The 16,533-nt window shown below is 59.8% G+C and carries 18 protein-coding genes; 16 read left to right on the top strand and 2 right to left on the bottom strand.

Going from position 1 to position 16,533, the window contains the following annotated elements; all coding sequences use genetic code 11:
- Positions 1-218: 218 nt before the first annotated feature.
- The gene (locus DCS96_RS09735; RefSeq protein ID WP_198649984.1) at positions 219-1,271 is read right to left on the bottom strand and encodes a BMP family protein; all 1,053 of its coding nucleotides are present in this window, start codon (positions 1,269-1,271) and stop codon (positions 219-221) included.
- Positions 1,272-1,516: 245 nt separating this feature from the next.
- Positions 1,517-1,702, bottom strand: a complete 186-nt coding sequence (locus tag DCS96_RS09730; RefSeq protein WP_116474078.1) for a hypothetical protein — start codon at positions 1,700-1,702, stop codon at positions 1,517-1,519.
- A 219-nt stretch (positions 1,703-1,921) separates the two neighbouring features.
- Here DCS96_RS09730 and DCS96_RS09725 point away from each other — a divergent pair, with 219 nt between their 5' ends.
- The 16 genes from DCS96_RS09725 (at position 1,922) to DCS96_RS09655 (ending at position 16,232) form a co-directional block, all read left to right on the top strand.
- On the top strand, positions 1,922-2,710 hold the full coding sequence (locus DCS96_RS09725) for an IclR family transcriptional regulator (protein WP_116474077.1): 789 nt from the start codon (positions 1,922-1,924) through the stop codon (positions 2,708-2,710).
- 218 nt (positions 2,711-2,928) lie between these two features.
- Positions 2,929-3,237, top strand: coding sequence for a non-heme iron oxygenase ferredoxin subunit (locus DCS96_RS09720; protein ID WP_116474076.1), 309 nt, complete (start codon positions 2,929-2,931; stop codon positions 3,235-3,237).
- Positions 3,238-3,251: 14 nt separating this feature from the next.
- Positions 3,252-3,551 (top strand): recombinase-like helix-turn-helix domain-containing protein, encoded by a 300-nt coding sequence (locus tag DCS96_RS09715; RefSeq protein ID WP_116474075.1) that lies wholly within the window; start codon positions 3,252-3,254, stop codon positions 3,549-3,551.
- Between the two features lie 32 nt (positions 3,552-3,583).
- Positions 3,584-4,627, top strand: coding sequence for an aromatic ring-hydroxylating oxygenase subunit alpha (locus DCS96_RS09710; RefSeq protein WP_116474074.1), 1,044 nt, complete (start codon positions 3,584-3,586; stop codon positions 4,625-4,627).
- Positions 4,620-5,378 carry an SDR family oxidoreductase gene (locus tag DCS96_RS09705; RefSeq protein ID WP_116474073.1) on the top strand — a complete coding sequence of 253 codons (759 nt, stop codon included), beginning with the start codon at positions 4,620-4,622 and terminating at the stop codon, positions 5,376-5,378. The genes DCS96_RS09710 and DCS96_RS09705 overlap by 8 nt, the downstream gene beginning before the upstream one ends.
- A gap of 55 nt (positions 5,379-5,433) precedes the next feature.
- A complete protein-coding gene (locus tag DCS96_RS09700; protein WP_116474072.1) occupies positions 5,434-6,366 on the top strand; it encodes a VOC family protein in 933 nt (310 codons plus the stop codon).
- A 4-nt stretch (positions 6,367-6,370) separates the two neighbouring features.
- Positions 6,371-7,591, top strand: a complete 1,221-nt coding sequence (locus tag DCS96_RS09695; protein ID WP_116474071.1) for an NAD(P)/FAD-dependent oxidoreductase — start codon at positions 6,371-6,373, stop codon at positions 7,589-7,591.
- Positions 7,592-7,613: 22 nt separating this feature from the next.
- Complete coding sequence (locus DCS96_RS18950; RefSeq protein ID WP_198649983.1) at positions 7,614-8,360, top strand: MFS transporter; 747 nt, start codon at positions 7,614-7,616, stop codon at positions 8,358-8,360.
- Complete coding sequence (locus tag DCS96_RS18945) at positions 8,315-8,848, top strand: MFS transporter (RefSeq protein WP_269801894.1); 534 nt, start codon at positions 8,315-8,317, stop codon at positions 8,846-8,848. Before DCS96_RS18950 ends, DCS96_RS18945 begins: the two co-directional genes overlap by 46 nt.
- Before the next feature lie 80 nt (positions 8,849-8,928).
- Complete coding sequence (locus tag DCS96_RS09685; RefSeq protein WP_116474070.1) at positions 8,929-9,450, top strand: cupin domain-containing protein; 522 nt, start codon at positions 8,929-8,931, stop codon at positions 9,448-9,450.
- A 2-nt stretch (positions 9,451-9,452) separates the two neighbouring features.
- Positions 9,453-10,319, top strand: coding sequence for an alpha/beta fold hydrolase (locus tag DCS96_RS09680; protein ID WP_116474069.1), 867 nt, complete (start codon positions 9,453-9,455; stop codon positions 10,317-10,319).
- A complete protein-coding gene (locus DCS96_RS09675; protein WP_116474068.1) occupies positions 10,309-11,103 on the top strand; it encodes an SDR family oxidoreductase in 795 nt (264 codons plus the stop codon). Before DCS96_RS09680 ends, DCS96_RS09675 begins: the two co-directional genes overlap by 11 nt.
- A gap of 11 nt (positions 11,104-11,114) precedes the next feature.
- Positions 11,115-11,906, top strand: a complete 792-nt coding sequence (locus DCS96_RS09670) for an aspartate dehydrogenase (protein WP_116474067.1) — start codon at positions 11,115-11,117, stop codon at positions 11,904-11,906.
- 11 nt (positions 11,907-11,917) lie between these two features.
- The gene (locus DCS96_RS09665) at positions 11,918-13,384 is read left to right on the top strand and encodes an aldehyde dehydrogenase (RefSeq protein ID WP_116474066.1); all 1,467 of its coding nucleotides are present in this window, start codon (positions 11,918-11,920) and stop codon (positions 13,382-13,384) included.
- A gap of 32 nt (positions 13,385-13,416) precedes the next feature.
- Complete coding sequence (locus DCS96_RS09660; protein ID WP_116474065.1) at positions 13,417-15,057, top strand: thiamine pyrophosphate-binding protein; 1,641 nt, start codon at positions 13,417-13,419, stop codon at positions 15,055-15,057.
- A 338-nt stretch (positions 15,058-15,395) separates the two neighbouring features.
- Entirely contained in the window at positions 15,396-16,232 is an 837-nt protein-coding gene (locus DCS96_RS09655) for an outer membrane protein OmpK (RefSeq protein ID WP_116474064.1), read from the top strand.
- Positions 16,233-16,533 lie beyond the last annotated feature (301 nt).

Genomic DNA, 16,533 nt, shown 5'->3' with positions numbered 1-16,533 from the left:
TGTGCCGAGCGGCCATGGGGCGAGCTTGATCGCCGTGACGAAGCTGCAAAACCTGACCGAACATCCGGTGAATGTTCGCAGCAGGCTTTACAGATGAGAGACTTACTTTGAAGCTTGTCGGCGCAGGCAACCTTGCTGGTGCTTCGTTTTACGGTGTACCTGACGGCTTTTGTCAGCAGACAAACTACCAAACCCTGCGCGGAGAGCGGGAGTGTTTATCAGGATTTGGTCTTCTGGGTTTCCTTGAACGACTGATCCACGAATTCGCCGCTGGCCGGGTTGAATTCCTGGCCGTCGTAGCGGGTGGAGATGGTGATTTCGCCGCTGATGATCTTGGCGGCCAGCTCGTCCAGCTGCTGTTTCACTTCCGGGGACACATCATCGGCCAGCGCCAGTTTCACCACGTCCCCCTTGCCCAGGCCGATCTCTCGGATCTGGTTGGGCTGCCAGTCGCCGGAGGTGAGGTCGCGGGCGGCGTTGAGGATGGCGACGCTGGCATCGGCCACCGCCGAGCCGACGAAGGACGGGTCGACTTGGGTCCAGTCGGAGACATTGCCGATATGGCGCACCTTGCCGTCGTGGGACTTGATCTCGTCGATCACGCCCTGGCGGCCGGCATTGAGCATGGTGTAGATCACATCGGCGCCGTTGGCGATTTCGGCGGCGGCAGCCTGGCCGTTGATGCCGGTGTTGTCCAGATCGCCGGTGAACCAGGTCAGGAATTGGGCATCGGGATTGACGTGCATCAGGCCGTCATAGAAGGCGGCGCGGCCTATCAGCCCGGGCTTGGGCCAGGCGCCGGAAATATGGCCAACCACGTTTGATTTTGTGGTCAGGCCTGCCAGGGCGCCGGCCAGCCAGGCCGAGTCTTCCTGGCGCACCACGTAACTGGACAGGTTGGGGCCCTGCACATGGCCCTGGATCACCACGAACTTGATATCGGGGAATTCCTGGCTGACGATTTCGGCCGGGCCGTTGCACTGGCCGCCATGGGCGATGATCATGTCGGGGCCGTCCTGGGCCAGCTTGCGCATGGCTTCAGTGAGTAGTGCCGGATCCGATGTGGCGGATATATTGGATACATAGCTGGCTTCAATAGGCAGCTCCGCCTTGATCTTCTCATAGCCGCTGTAGGCGGCTTCCATAAAGCCATTGTCGTTGTGTTTGCCCGGGATTAGTACGGCAATTTTCTGCTCGTCGGCGGCATGGGCTGCGGTGAGCGGCACGAGGGCAAGGGAGGTGGCAAGAAGCAGCGTTGATTTCAGTCTCATTGTGTATCCATCCTTGTGTTAATATTTTGGGGTTTTAACGGCTCAGCATGTCACCCTTTTTATATGTTGTTGTTAGCAATATGATCCATTATTTTTATTGTTTTGTTGATACACTTTTAACGGGATCACAAAAAACAGACGTGAACTTATTCAGAGGATAATGCGGCGATCAAGATCGGGAAGGGCGGTGGAACGGGAGGCATATTGATATGCCGAGAGAAAACCGCATCCATGCGGCGAGTCTATCAGTCGTTACGGCTGCTCCAGCGGCTCAGGGTCGCCGTGATCACGGTATTACCGAAAAAAGTCCAATCCATCCAGACCGGCTTGTCGGCATGCTTGTCGATGGTGGCGGCGACCCCTAGCAGTGGCAGCCAGAGGACGGCCAGCAGGGAAAGGGTCAGCATGCCTTTTCTTATTTTGATTTTCATTGGGCACTTCCATTAACAGGACGATCATTTGTATCACGTGGCCAGGGGAGTGATAAGCGAAATATTTTGCTCGTCGGTGGGCGAAAGTAGGGAAAAAAATACAGGATATAGACCAATATCCTAGCCAAGTCGTGGTGCATTAACCATTTGACGGGTGGGAAGCTCCATGCTGAAATTTGTATTTGTAGTTCAACATTAATATGGCGGCATGAGTGGAATATGGATACCGACGACCGATATATAGTGCCTGGTTTGGTAAGAGGGCTGGCGGCATTACAGGCGTTTAGCAACGAAAAGAAGGAACTGTCTGTTTCCGAGCTGGCCGACATCATAGGATCGAATCGCTCCAGTGCCTTTCGTATCGCCTATACCCTGGAGCATTGCGGTTTCCTGCATAAATCCGGAGACTCCCGGCGTTACGCCCTGGACTCCAAGGTGCTGGAGCTGGGTTTTACCTATTTGTCCAGCCTGGACCTGCTTGAGCCCTCTCGGCCGGTGCTGGCCCGTTTGCGGGACGACACCAGTCTGGCCTGTCACCTGGTTATCCGCCAGGGGCGGGATATCGTCTTCGTCGATCGCTGCCAGGCGACTGGCCCCTTTACCAGCACCGTCGGAATAGGTACTCGCTGGCCGGCCCATGCCACCGTTACCGGCCAGCAGCTGCTGTCTGATCTGACCGATGAGGCCATCCGCGAGTTGTATCAGGATTATCAGTGGGAAACCTTCACCGAAGGCACGCCGGGCAACCTGGACGAGCTAATCGCCCGCATCCATGAAGTGCGTGGTTTGTCCGCCCTGATCAGCTGGGGTTATTTCAATCCCGGCATGGCTGCCTGTGCTTCGCCTGTTTACCGTTTGAGTGATCACACCATGATCGCGTCTGTCTCGGTTAGTTGCCCTATCAGCGCATTCCCTCGCGAGGAATTTGAAGGCCGTATCAAGGATGAGGTGGTAACTGCGTCCCAGGTTTTGTCCCGCACTCTGAGTATCAACAACCCCCAGTTCTGAAGCTAGCCTCCGCTTACCTCAAAACGCCATGCCCTAAGGGCATGGCGTTTTTTTACGACCCTTTCCAAAAAATTTCCCGTTCTATGCAGGGCCCTCTCAGCCACTGAAAAATTTTAACAATCGGAATACATGGAGTTGACAAGCCATGTATCTAAGATCTAACCTTGTTTTATTAGTGAAACATTGTTTTGTATATGAAACAAAGGAGCGACATAGCCATGAACTGGGTTTCCATCTGCAAGCTGGGCGATATCTCTGATGAGAGCCCGCTATCCGTCAAAATCGACGGTAAAGAGATCGGCGTGTTCAAGCTGGATGACCGCCTTCATGCCATCGAGGACATCTGTCCTCATGCCTATGCCCTGCTTACCGAGGGCTTTATCGAGGGCCGCACCGTCGAGTGCCCGCTGCACGAAGCCATCTTCGATATCCCCACCGGCAAGCTGCAAAGTGGCCCAGGCTGTCGTGACCTCCATATCTACGAAGTACGGGTCGAGGGTGACGACGTACTGCTGAACATGGCATGACAAGGAACAGCACAATGGAAAACTTCAACCCCAAACTGGCCGCCTGGCTGAAAAACGAGCCGGCTCAAGAAGCCGGTATCAACAACATCCAGATCCCGGGTCAGACCCAGAACGTGATTTGGCAAAACCGCTATCGGGAACCGACCCGTTACGAGCTGGATCTGGTTGCGCACCTGGAACAGGCCTTTGCCGCCGGCGCCTATGAACTGGACGAGCTGGTGTCGGCCCTCAATGGCCAGGGGCTGAGAAATGAAGCGGGTGAGGTGTGGACCACCTCGAATTTTCAGGACGAAATGGCGCGTCTCGGTTACTGAGCGCCCGGCTTGCGGAATAGGAATAGACAATTATGAATCAAGAGCTTGCAGCAGTAGAGCGGCATTTGGATTTTGGCTTGCGGGATCGCTGGTATCCGGTGGTGGCCAGCTGGGAAGTGGGCAACAGTCCGGTCGGTATCACCCGGCTGGGTGAAAACATCGTGCTGTGGCGCGATGCCGAAGGCCAGGTCCATGCCCTGGAAGATCGTTGCCCGCATCGGGGCGCACGCCTGTCCCTGGGCTGGAACCTGGGTGATCGGGTGGCCTGCTGGTATCACGGGGTAGAGGTCAAGGGTGATGGTGTGGTCGCCGATGTCCCCGCAGTCAGCGCCTGCCCAATGACCGGCAGCAAATGCCTGCGATCCTATCCGGTGATTGAAAAACACGATGCCATCTTCCTCTGGTTCGGCCTGGATGCGGGCGCGGCTCCGGCCGACCTGGAACTGCCCGAGCAACTGGAAAGCGAGGAATGGAGCAGCTTCCTGTGTCAGGCCGACTGGGCGGTGAATTACCGCTATGCCATCGATAACGTCATGGACCCCATGCACGGCAGCTACCTGCACGGTACTTCCCATTCCATGGCCGAAGGCGATCGTAGCGCCGACATGCGCGCGCGTAACACCAAACACGGCTTTATCTTCGAAAAAGTCGGCCAGAGTGGCGTCAATTTCGACTGGGTCGAATATGGCAGCAGCGGCACAGACTGGCTGCGCCTGTCGATTCCTTACCGCAAGCAATTCGGTCCGGGTGGTGAATTCTGGATTGTCGGTATCGCTACCCCGGTAGATGAGCTCCATACCCGGGTGTTTTTCTGGCGGGCGCGCAAGGTAAGCGGCTGGCAGCGGCAGGCATGGCGCTTTATGTACCGCAGCCACCTGGAAAAGCTCCACTGGGACGTGCTGGAGCAGGATCGCATCATCCTCGAGCAGATGGCTCCCGACGCCCGCCAGCATGAATTCCTCTATCAGCATGATGTGGGCCTGTCGCGGCTGCGCCGGCTGATGAAGAAAACCGCCGAACAGCAGCTGGCGCGGCTGGCCGAACTGGCTGAAAAAGAGGCCGGGAACCATGCATAACTTACTGCAAGGCAAGAAGCTGCTGATAACCGGCGGGGCCCGCGGCCTGGGCCGAGACTTCGCCCGGGCGGCCTGTGTGGCCGGCGCTGAGTTGGTGATGGCCGATATTCTTGCCGAGCAGGTGCGGCAAGAGGCCGAAAAGCTGGCCGGTGAAGGCTACCGGGCCCTGGGCCTGGCCCTGGATCTCGCCAGTCCCGAGTCCATCGACGCCTGTGTCAAGCAGGCGGCCGACTGGCTGGGTGGCCTCGACGGCCTGGTCAACTGCGGTGCCATCGCCACCGGGATCGGCGGCGTCGACATGACCGAGCTGGATATCGAGGTCTGGGACCGGGTGATGACCGTCAATGTGCGCGGCACCTGGCTGATTTCCCGGGCGGCGGTGCCTTATCTGAAAGGCTCGGCGGCGGGCAAGATTGTCAATATCGCCTCCGACACCGCGCTATGGGGCGCGCCCAGGCTGATGGCCTATGTGGCGAGCAAGGGGGCGGTGATCTCCATGACCCGCTCCATGGCTCGGGAGTTGGGTGAGTTCAATATCTGCGTCAATGTCATCTGCCCGGGCCTGACCCTGGTGGAGGCCACCGAATACGTGCCCAAGGCCCGCCACGACCAGTATGTCGACGGCCGAGCCCTGTCCCGGCCTCAGTTGCCCGAAGATGTCAACGGTGCCGTGCTCTACCTGTTGTCGGATCTATCCTCCTTCGTGACAGGACAGACCCTGCCGGTGAACGGCGGCTTCGTTTTCAACTGAGCCCTTATTCCGGTCGCAGGTGTACTGACGAGTCAACCATAAAGAGAGTGTGAACATGAAGATTACCGGAATTGAAGCCCTGAAATTCGGGGTAGAGGACAGACAGAAAGCAGCCGGTTTCCTGGCCGACTTCGGTCTGACCCAGATACAGAGCGATATTGACGGCGCCGATCTCTACAGCACCCTGAATCAGAGCCGCATTTATCTGTTTGATGCGGACGACGCCCGCCTGCCGTCGGCGTTCGAGCCGGGCTCGACCTTGCGCGAAGTGGTCTGGGGTCTGAGTGATGCGGCCGATCTCGATATCCTGGCCGACCGTCTGGCCGGTTGCGAAGGCTTCGTCCGCACGGCCGACAGCCTGAGCTGCCGCGACCCCAACGGTATGAGCCTGACCTTCCGGGTCAGCTCCCTGAGTCCGGTTGAGCTGCAAGTAGCGCCGATCAACCAGTACGGCGATATCCGCCGGGTGGATGAAGCCAGCCCCGTCTATGAGCGGGGCGAGCCGATCGGCGTCGGCCATGTGGTGTTTTTCACCCCGGATCTGGCCACCACCGAAGCCTTCTATCGCGACCGGCTGGGTTTCCACCTGTCCGATTGCTATGAGGGCAAGGGCGCCTTTATGCGCTGTGCCGCCGAAGGCCATCATCATGACATCTTCCTGTTGCACGTGCCGGGCAAACCGGCCGGGCTGAACCACGTCGCCTTTACGGTGCGGGATATCCATGAAGTGATCGGCGCCGGCATGGCGATGAACCGCAAGGGCTGGTCCACCTTCCTCGGCCCGGGCCGCCATCCGATCTCTTCCGCCTATTTCTGGTATGTCAACAGCCCCTTGGGTGGTGCCTTCGAGTACTACACCAACGACGACTACCTGACCTCGGCCTGGCAGCCAAGAACCATGGAGCACAAGCTCGAGCTGTTTACCGAGTGGGCGGTGGAAGGGGGCCTGGACGGCCATACCCGCCGTCAGCTCAAGCGAGAGGCATAAGCTTATGACTACCTCAGTTTCCCGCATCGTGATCATCGGTGCCGGCCAGGCGGGAGCCTGGGCAGCCCATACCCTGCGTCAGCAGGGCTTTACCGGGTTGTTGTCGGTGGTGTCCGACGAACACAGCATTTTCTACGAGCGTCCGCCTCTGTCCAAGCAGGTGTTAGCCGGCGAGATGGACCCCAAGGCGTTGCAGCTGTTTTCCGACGAAGCGGTGGCCGCCATGGATATCGACTGGCACAAGCCGGCACGTGCCACGGCCATCGATCCCGGGGAACATACCGTCTCCCTCGATAGCGGCGCCGTGCTGGCCTACGACAAGCTGCTGATCGCCACCGGGAGCCGGGCCCGGCTCCCGGTGCAGGAATGGCAGAACCTGCCCAATGTGTTTACGGTGCGGACCCTGGCCGATGCCCAGCGGCTGGGCGCCCGGCTGCAACCGGGCAAGAGGCTGGCTATTTTGGGCGGCGGCTGGATCGGTTTGGAAGTGGCGGCCACGGCCCGTAAAAAAGGGGTCGAGGTCAGCCTGTTTGAACTGGGCGAGCGGCTCTGTGCCCGCAGCGTACGCCCCGAGGTATCTGACTTTCTATGCGAGCTGCATCAGCATCAAGGGGTCGAGGTTCGGTTGGATTGTGGCCTTATCGATTTGGTGGCTGCCGATTCCGGCACCCTCAACCTGTGCCGGGCTGGGCAGGTGCTGGCCGAGGTGGATGCGGTAGTGGTTGGTGCCGGGGCGGAAATTGCTGCCGAGTTGGGTCGGGATGCAGGCCTGGCAATGGGACAGGGGCTTATCGTCGATGAACAGGGGCAGACCTCGGATCCGGATATCTATGCCGCCGGTGACGTGGCCATTCACCCCAAGCTGGGATTTTGCATCCAGTCCTGGGCCAATGCGCAGAACCAGGCCATTTCGGCGGCCAAGGCCATGCTGGGCCAGGACAGTCCCTACCAGGACGATCCCTGGATCTGGTCCGATCAATATGACCGCAATATCCAGATCCTGGGCACGCCGGCCACCACCGACAGTCGTCTGGTGTTGCGCCAGAGCGGGGATAACCAGCTCTCTTTTATTTATCTCGATAATGATGGCCGGCTGGAGTCGATGATCGCGGTCAATGACGCCAAATTGGTCAAGCTCGGCAAACGCTGGCTGAAAGCCGGCACCGTATTGCCCGCCGATCAACTCGCCGATCCGACGGTCAATTTAATGACATTGAAACCTTAAAGGGAATAAAGGGTATATAAGTATGGAAACAGTGAAAGAAACCATCGAGAACTCCGAGATGCCGGTGCAATCGAGCGCCATCAAGCAATGGTCGATTTCCGTCGTGCTGATGGTCTGCGTCGTGCTGGCATTTTTCGACAAGATCAGCATCGCCGTGCTGTTCTCCGACCCCGTGTTCCAGGACGTGATGGGCATAGGCACCGACAAAACCAAGCTGGGCTGGCTGATGACCAGTTTCCTGCTGGCCTACGGTTTTTCCTCCATCTTCCTGAGTTTTGTCGGTGACCTCATCAATCCCAGGACCTGCCTGCTGATCTGCGTCGGCTCCTGGGGTGTGCTGATGGCGCTGATGGGGCTGGCCACCAGCTATGAACAGCTGCTGTTCCTGCGGGTGTTGCTGGGTATCGCCGAGGGGCCGCTGTTCGCGCTGGCCTACAGCATCGTCAAGCAATGCTATAGCAGCGGCCAGCAGGCCAGGGCCAGTACCATGTTCCTGCTGGGTACCCCCATCGGTGCCGCCCTGGGTTTCCCCATCACCTCCTTTGTGCTGGGTGCCCATGGCTGGCAGATGACCTTCTTCGTGATGGCGTCCCTGACCCTGGTCACCCTGGCCGTGGTGTTCTGGGGGCTGAAGGGCGTCAAGCTCAAGGCCGATGCCAAGCTGGCTGGCAACAGCATATTCGCAACAGCCAGTTGCTGTTCAAGACCCCGGCATTCTGGGCAGTGTGCCTGTTCAACACCGCCCTGCTCACCTACCTGTGGGGACTGAACGGCTGGCTGCCGAGCTATCTGATCGAAGCCAAGGGCGTCAACCTCAAGGAATTCGGTACCCTCTCTTCCCTGCCTTTTATCGCCATGCTGGTGGGCGAAGTCGCCGGTGCCTTCCTGTCTGACAAGACCGGCAAGCGGGCCGCCCAGGTGTTCGGCGGGCTCTTGATCGCCGGGCTCAGCATGTACCTGGTGCTCAAGATAGAGGATGCGGTGCTGGCCATCGCGGCCATGTCGGTCAGCGCCATGAGCTGGGGCTTCGGGGTGTCTTCGGTGTTCGCCCTGCTGGCCAGGATCACCCCGGCGAGCGTCAGCGCCACCGCCGGGGGCATTTTCAACGGCTTCGGCAACTTCGCCGGTGCCGCCGCCCCTGTGGTCATGGGCTATATCGTGACCCAGACCGGCGACTTCAATCTCGGCCTGTTGTTCCTGGTGTTTGTAGCAGTTCTCGGCTCCTTCGTGCTGCTGCCCCTGGTGAAAAAATACTGATAGCCCGACCACGGATCTGTTCTGCCCGGGCCTGGATGTGCCTGCCCGGGCGGTATAAACCCACTAAGTGAGGAAAGACGATGAACGCACAATTCGAAACCTGGAATAAACCGCAGGAGCAGTCACTGGGTGAATGGCTGGACAGCCGCATCGCCCGCTTCGCCACCCGTCGATACGACTTCGAGGCACTGAAGTTCCAGGCCGACTTCGATCCCAAGTATCGCCGCGCCCAGATGCGTTACATGGGCACGGGGGCCGCCGGCGTCAAGAGTGACAGCAATACCGTGCCATCAGAGCACTTCACCTTTTCCACTATGGTGCTGCCGGCCCAATGCGAAGGACCGCTGCACGTGCATCACGACGTGGAGGAAGTGTTCTTTATGTTACGCGGCAGCATCGACTTGTTCGTCGAGCACGAAGGGGAGAAATTCGAAACCCGGCTGAACGAGCGAGATCTGATCTCCATTCCTCCCGGGATCTACCGAGGCCTGTTCAACCCGGGACAGGAAGATGCGCTGATGTGCGTCATGCTGGGTGCGAACAAGCCGACCATTCCGACCTATCCGGAAGATCATCCACTGTCCAAGATCAAGCGGGGCTGATCATGAATGGCTCCAGTTTGACTGACAAGTTGTTGCGTTTCCCGCCGCAGACTCGGCTGGTAAACGGGCGGCGACTGGCCTACCGGCTTGCCGGCCAAGGCCCGGCCATCGTCCTGCTGCACGGTATCAGCTCCGGTTCCGGCTCTTGGGTCAATCAGCTGGAGCAACTGGCGGCCGATTACACCCTGGTGGCCTGGGACGCCCCCGGTTATGGCCAGAGTGAAGTGTTGGCAAACGACGCGCCTTCCGCCCTGGAATATGCCGAAATGTTGCACGGGCTGATCGAGGGCTTGGGTCTGGAGCAGCCGCTGCTGCTCGGTCATTCGCTCGGCGCCATGATAGTGGCGGCTTATGCCGACCGCTATCCCGGACGGATTCGCGGCCTGGTGCTGGCCAATCCGGCCCAGGGCTACGGCCATGCGGACGCCGATACCCAGCTGCGGGTATATCGGCAGCGGCCCGAGATGTTGCGCAAGCTCGGTCACCGGGGGCTGGCGGCGGCGCGAGGGCCGGTATTGCTGTCCCAGCATGCCAGTGAAGCCCAGTTGGAGCTGGTGGCGCAGGGCATGATGGGACTGCATTTTGACGGTTTCCTCGCCGCTTCCTATCTGCTGGCTTATGACGATATCTGGAACTACCTGACCGGCTATGGGCATCGGCTCGGGGTTATCTACGGTGAAGAAGACGTGATCACCGCGCCCACCGGGGTGGAGCAGCTGATTGCGCGCCATGGGCGTGCCATGGCTGTGCCATTGGCGGGGGCGGGGCATGCCAGCTATATCGACCAACCCGAGCGTTTTAACCAGGCCCTGATCCGGATCGATCAGACGCTGCTGTCATCCGTTAGCGAGGTGAATAATGAGTTTTAATCTAGAAGGCAAGGTGGCCGTGGTCACCGGCGGCTCCTCCGGTATCGGCCTGGAGACGGTGCGCCTGCTGTTGGCCGAAGGCGCCAGGGTCGCCTGGTGCGGCCGTAATCCCGAGCGTCTGGCGGCCTCGGAGCAGGAGATTGCCGCGGCCTTTCCCGGTGCCGATTACCTGACGGTAGCTTGTGATGTGCTCGACAAGTCCCAGGTCGAGGCATTCGCCGGCCAGGTCAAGGCCCGCTTCGGCGGCGCCGATCTGTTGATCAACAACGCTGGCCAGGGCCGGGTATCCGGCTTTGCCGACACCACGGATGACGACTGGCTCAACGAGACCCGGCTCAAGACCTTCAGCGTGATCTACCCGGTCAAAGCATTCCTGCCGTTGCTGGAACAGTCTGAGTGCCCGTCAATTACCAATGTGAACTCACTGTTGGCGTTGCAGCCTGAGCCGCACATGATTGCCACCTCGGCGGCGCGGGCGGCGTTGCTCAACCTGACCCATTCATTGGCCCACGAGTTTGCGGCCAAGGGCATAAGGGTCAATTCCATCCTGCTCGGCATGGTGGAGTCTGACCAGTGGCGCCGGCGCTTTGCCGAGCGCAGCGATCGTGAAAGCAGCTGGGAGCAGTGGACTGCAACCATCGCCGCGCGGCGGGGCATTCCCATGGGGCGTCTGGGCAAGCCGCAGGAGCCGGCCCGGGCCCTGGTGTTCCTAGCCTCGCCGCTGGCGTCCTATACCTCGGGCGCCACCCTGGATGTGTCCGGCGGTTTTAACAAGCACCTGTAGGAGAGAGCGTCTTGAAACAACTGATGATGATCGGGTTCGGCGCCATGGGGAGGGAGGTGGCCTCCCTGCTGCCGGACGAACTGGTGCTGAAATGGTTGCTGGTGTCCCCTGCCCGGGTCGATGAGGTGCAGGCCGAGCTCGGTCCCTCGGTCCGGGTACTGAGTCATATCGACGAGTGCGACCAGGCACCGGATCTGGTGGTGGAATGCGCCGGCCAGGGGGCGGTGCGCGAGCATGGCGCCAGAGTGCTGACCAAGGGCTGGACGCTGGGACTGATTTCAGTCGGCGCGTTGGCCGATGATGAGCTGTTGCAGAGCCTGCGGATCGCGGCACAGCAGGGTGGTGGGCGTATCCTGGCCCTGGCCGGCGCCATTGCCGGGGTCGACGGCCTGGCCGCGGCCCGTGAAGGGGGCCTGGAATCGGTGGTCTACAGCGGTCGCAAGAGCCCGCAAAGCTGGCGCGGCAGCCCGGCCGAAGCCCTGATAGACCTGGACGCCGTGACCGAGCCGACTGTGTTTTTCCGCGGCTCGGCCCGGGAGGCGGCGCTGCGTTTTCCGGCCAATGCCAACGTGGCGGCGACCGTCGCCCTGGCCGGCCTTGGCATGGACAACACGCGGGTCGAGCTGACGGTGGATCCCGCCAGTAGCAGCAACAAACACAGCATCCTGGCTCAGGGACGGTTCGGGGAGCTGAGCATTGAGCTGAGCGGACAACCGCTGGCCAGCAATCCGAAAACCTCCACCCTGGCGGCGCTAAGCGTGGTCCGGGCCTGTCGGCACTGCACCGACACCGTGCTTATTTAAGGAGTTGAGTCATGGTTAGACCTATTTTTATCGGTGGCGAGTGGCGCCAGGGGCGGGGTCCGGTCAGTGTCAGCCGTTTTCCGGCGGACGGCAGCGTCAATGCCGAGCTGAGTACCGCCAGCCGGGAAGACGTGGAAGAGGCGGTGCAGGCGGCCGAGCGCGCCTGGCGGGCCCCTTCCTGGCGTCAGGCGCTACCCCATCAGCGGGCCGCCATCCTCTACAAGGTGGCCAACCTGATTGAAGCGCGGCTGGAGCAGCTGGCGGCCTTGCAGACCCGGGACAACGGTAAACCCCTGGCGGAAACCCGTGGCCTGGTGGCCAGCGCGGCGGGCACCGCCCGTTACTTCGCCGCCGCCTGCGAAACCCTGGACGAGCAGCTCACTTCCCAGCGGTCCGCCGACTTCATGACCCTGAGCGTACACGAGCCCATCGGCGTGGTGGCGGCCATTACCCCCTGGAACTCGCCCATCGCCAGCGAAATGCAAAAGATTGCACCGGCCCTGGCCGGCGGCAATGCGGTGCTGCTCAAGCCCGCCGACGCCACGCCGCTGGCGGCGCTGGAACTGGCCAGGCTGTTCGAGGAAGCGGGCCTGCCCAAGGGCCTGCTGAGCATACTGCCCGGACGTGGCTCCGTGGTTGGCGATGCCCTGGTGCGTCATCCCCTGGTGCGCAAGATTTCCTTTACCGGCGGCACCAATACCGGCCGCAGCCTGGCCCATATCGCCGCCGACAAGTTGATCCCCACCTCCCTGGAGCTGGGCGGCAAGTCGCCGACCATAGTGCTGGAAGACGCCGATATCGAGCTGGCGGCCAAGGGCGTGGTCTACGGCATCTTCAGCTCAGCCGGTCAGGCCTGCATCGCCGGCTCACGGCTGTTTGTGCACGGCGCCGTTTATGAGCGCTTTATGGACCGGCTGCTGACCCTGACCCGGGAACTGAGGGTCGGCCATCCCGAGCAGGATGGAACCCACATGGGGCCGCTTATCAGCGAGGCGCACCTGCAGTCCGTGGCCGACTACGTGGCGCTGGCCCGTGAGGAAGGCGGCGAAGTACTGTGCGGCGGCGAGCGGCTGAGCGAAGGGCCGCTGGCCAATGGCAGTTTCTACCCGCCCACCATTATCACCGGCCTGAACAACGGCGCGCGGGTGTGTCAGGAAGAGATTTTCGGCCCTGTGCTGGTGGTGATCCGCTTCGAAGACGAGGCGGACCTGCTCGGCCAGGCCAATGACAGTATCTTCGGCCTGGCCGCCGGTATCTGGAGTGAGGACTTCCGCAGGGCCTGGCGTCTGGCACGACAGCTCGAGTGCGGCACCGTCTGGATCAACACCTACAAGAAGTTTTCCGTATCCGCCCCCTTCGGGGGCTACAAGGAAAGTGGCCTGGGCCGGGAGAAAGGGCGCGAGGGCGTGCTGGCCTATATGCAGCAGAAAAGCATCTATGTGGGGCTGAGCGATACGCCCAACCCCTGGTGCTGCTGAGCAGTTATGTACTGAATTAAAGGAAGATGATAATGACCGAACGAGTGAATGTTGGCGAAGCCATCGCCCGGGTACTGGAAGCCCATGATGTGGACAGCGTCTACGGGGTGATTTCCATCCATAACCTGCCCATCGCCGATGCCATCGGCCGCCGCGACAAAATCCATTTCGTTGCCGCCCGGGGGGAAGCCGGCGCCGTGACCATGGGCGACGCCCACGCCCGCTTCAAGGGCCTGGGGGTGGCGATCACCAGCACGGGAGCCGGTGCCGGTAATGGGGTGGGCGCCCTGCTGGAAGCCCTCAACGCCGGCAGCCCCCTGCTGCACCTGACCGGTCAGGTCGAGCGGGAATACCTGGACCGGGATGCCAGCTTTATCCATGAGACCCGTGACCAGCTGACCTTCCTCAAGGCAAGCAGCAAGGCCGCTTTCCGCATCACCAGCCCGGACCATGCGGTCGGCGTGTTGCGCGAAGCCATCCGCGTCGCCACCACAGTGCCCATGGGCCCGGTCAGCATAGAGTTGCCGATCGATGTGCAGGCCGCTGACATCGCGTTGCCCGCCGAGCTGGGTCCGGTCAAGTCCCTGCAGCAACCCCAGGCGGATGAGCAGCAGCTCAGTGCTCTGGCCGATGCCCTGCGGGCGGCCAGGCGGCCGCTGCTGTGGATCGGTGGCGGCGCCCTCAACTGTAGTCAGGAAGTCAAAGCCCTGGCGGATCTGGGTGTGGCGGTGATTTCCTCCACCCATGGCCGGGGCATATTGCCGGATGCGCACCCGCGCAGCCTGGGTGCCTTCCACAACTCGCCTGCCGTGGAGGCGCTGATGGCCAGCTGTGACCTGGGACTGGTGGTGGGCTCGCGGCTGCGCAGCAATGAAACCCGGACCTACTCGGTTGTCCTGCCCAAGCCGCTGTATCAGGTAGATGCCAATCCAGTGGCCCAGCAGCGCAACTACCTGGTGGATCATTTCTTGTGCGGTGACGCCAAGGCGGTGCTGGCCTACCTGGCGGATTCCCTGCAGGGCTGCGACAAGCATAATGTGGCGTTTGACCGGGAAATAGCCGAAGCCAAGTCGGCCGCAGTCAGCGCACTGAGCAATCAGCTGGGCAATTATGCGCAGCTCTGTGACCAGCTGCGTGCCGCCTTGCCGGACGATGGCATACTGGTGCGTGACATCACCATGTCCGGCAGTACCTGGGGCAGTCGGTTGTTCCCCATTCAGGCGCCCAATACCAATATCCATTCCCTGGCCGGCGCCATCGGCATGGGGCTGGCGATGGCCATCGGCTCGGCGATCGCCAACCCGGGCAAGAAAGTGGTCGGCCTGGTCGGCGACGGTGGCCTGGCGCTGGGCATCGGCGAGCTGGCGACCATGGTGCAGGAAAACACCAATATGGTGCTGTTGGTGATGAACGACGGCGGATACGGTGTGATGCGCGGTATCCAGAACCAGTATTTCGACGGTCGTCAGTATTTCAACCAGCTCCATGCCCCAGACTTCAAGGCGGTGGGCGAGGCGATGGGCATGACCAGCTGGAAAATAGCCAGCCTGGGCGAGTTCGAAGTGGCCATTGCCGAGGCCATGGCGTTGCAGGGCCCCTCGCTGATCGAAGTCGATATGAATGGCCTGGGACCGCTGAATTTTGCCGGGCCTCCCCAGAAGAAACTGTATTAACAGCCTTTCAGGGAACAGTACCAGACCCATGGATGGGTAACTAGCAAGCCAGCCACCGGAGGCAGCGAAGCCGCCGGTGAGCCTGGATGATCCGTGCTGTTCCGCAAATGAACCCAGGTAATGCAACACCCATGGTGTGTGCCGTTTTGTTATGCATCCGTGCCAAGGCATGGCTGGCTAAAGCATAAATAGGAAAACAACCAGATTCTTAATAGTACAGGTTAATTGAGAGAGTGAATTAGCAAGCTGGTAATGGTCAGCCTGTTAACGAATTTGTGTTTTTTGATTTTAAAGGAGTGTTCCAGCTATTCAGGTTGGGATTTAATGGAGTAAATGGAATGAAGTTGAATAAATTAAGTTTTGCCGCTGTAGCAACTACCGTGCTGTGTGCTCCGCTTGAGGCGGCAACCTGGTCCGATACCTTTATCGGTTATCGATATGGTTCGGAATTCAGCGAGCCCAGCAATGCGCAGGATGTCGGCAAGAATATAGTGCAGTTATCTCATGCCAGCGGTTATTCCCTGGGGCAGAACTACTTCAACCTCGATGTACTCAAGTCTGGCAGTGAAGACCCGGCCAGTGGCAGCAGTGATGGCGCTACCGAATTCTACCTGGTCTATCGCCACCAACTGCATCTGGGCAAGGTGCTTGATAAGGATCTCAGTTTTGGACCTGTCAAGGAGGTTGCGCTCACCGCCGGCTTCGATCTCAATACCAAGAATTCGGCGTTTGCGCCGCGCAAACGGTTTTTGGCCATAGGTCCCACCCTGAAATTCGATGTCCCCGGATTTCTTGATCTGAGCCTCTATTACGCCAATGAAAGCAATCATTGTGGCCTTTCTTTCTGTACTCATAACGATATCGACTTCGAACCTTATTACCAGGTAAACCTGGCCTGGGGATTGCCTTTCGAAACTGCGGGCCTGCCGATGAAATTTCAGGGCTTCACCAATTATAACGGCAAGAAGGGTACCGACTATTTTAATAATAAAACCAAGCCCGAACATCTGTTAAGGACATCATTGATGCTGGATGTGGGGCAACTGGTAATTAATAAGAAAAATACCCTGTGGGTCGGGGTCGGTTATGAGTATTGGCACAATAAATACGGGAATCATGGCAAGCCCGGCGTCGATACCAGGGCACCCTTCATTAATGCCGAGTGGCATTTCTGATAGATTACTTAATTTCTATAATCTAGGGGAGACCACCACCAACGGTTGGTGGCTATAAATAAAACCGACAAGGGTTGCACCGCCTTTGTCGGTTTTTTATTATGCTTCTCCCGCCGTATAAATAACGTTTCCGAATAGTCGAACAGGCTCGGCGGCGGCCAGGTGCCCCTAAGCAGAGCCTCAGCGTCATGAATGCACAGTAATGGGACACCCCTCAGAGCAGTTCTTTAATTACAAGCCCGCTATGCCGTCATGGCCTGAGCCGCCGATCGCGTATACTTGGATTGGATGGGCAATGAGG

Origin of the sequence: Zobellella maritima, assembly GCF_003075035.1 — a bacterium.
GTDB lineage: Bacteria > Pseudomonadota > Gammaproteobacteria > Enterobacterales > Aeromonadaceae > Oceanimonas > Oceanimonas maritima.
The sequence above is the reverse complement of the archived record's forward strand: the minus strand, read 5'-3'. Positions and strand labels throughout refer to the sequence as shown.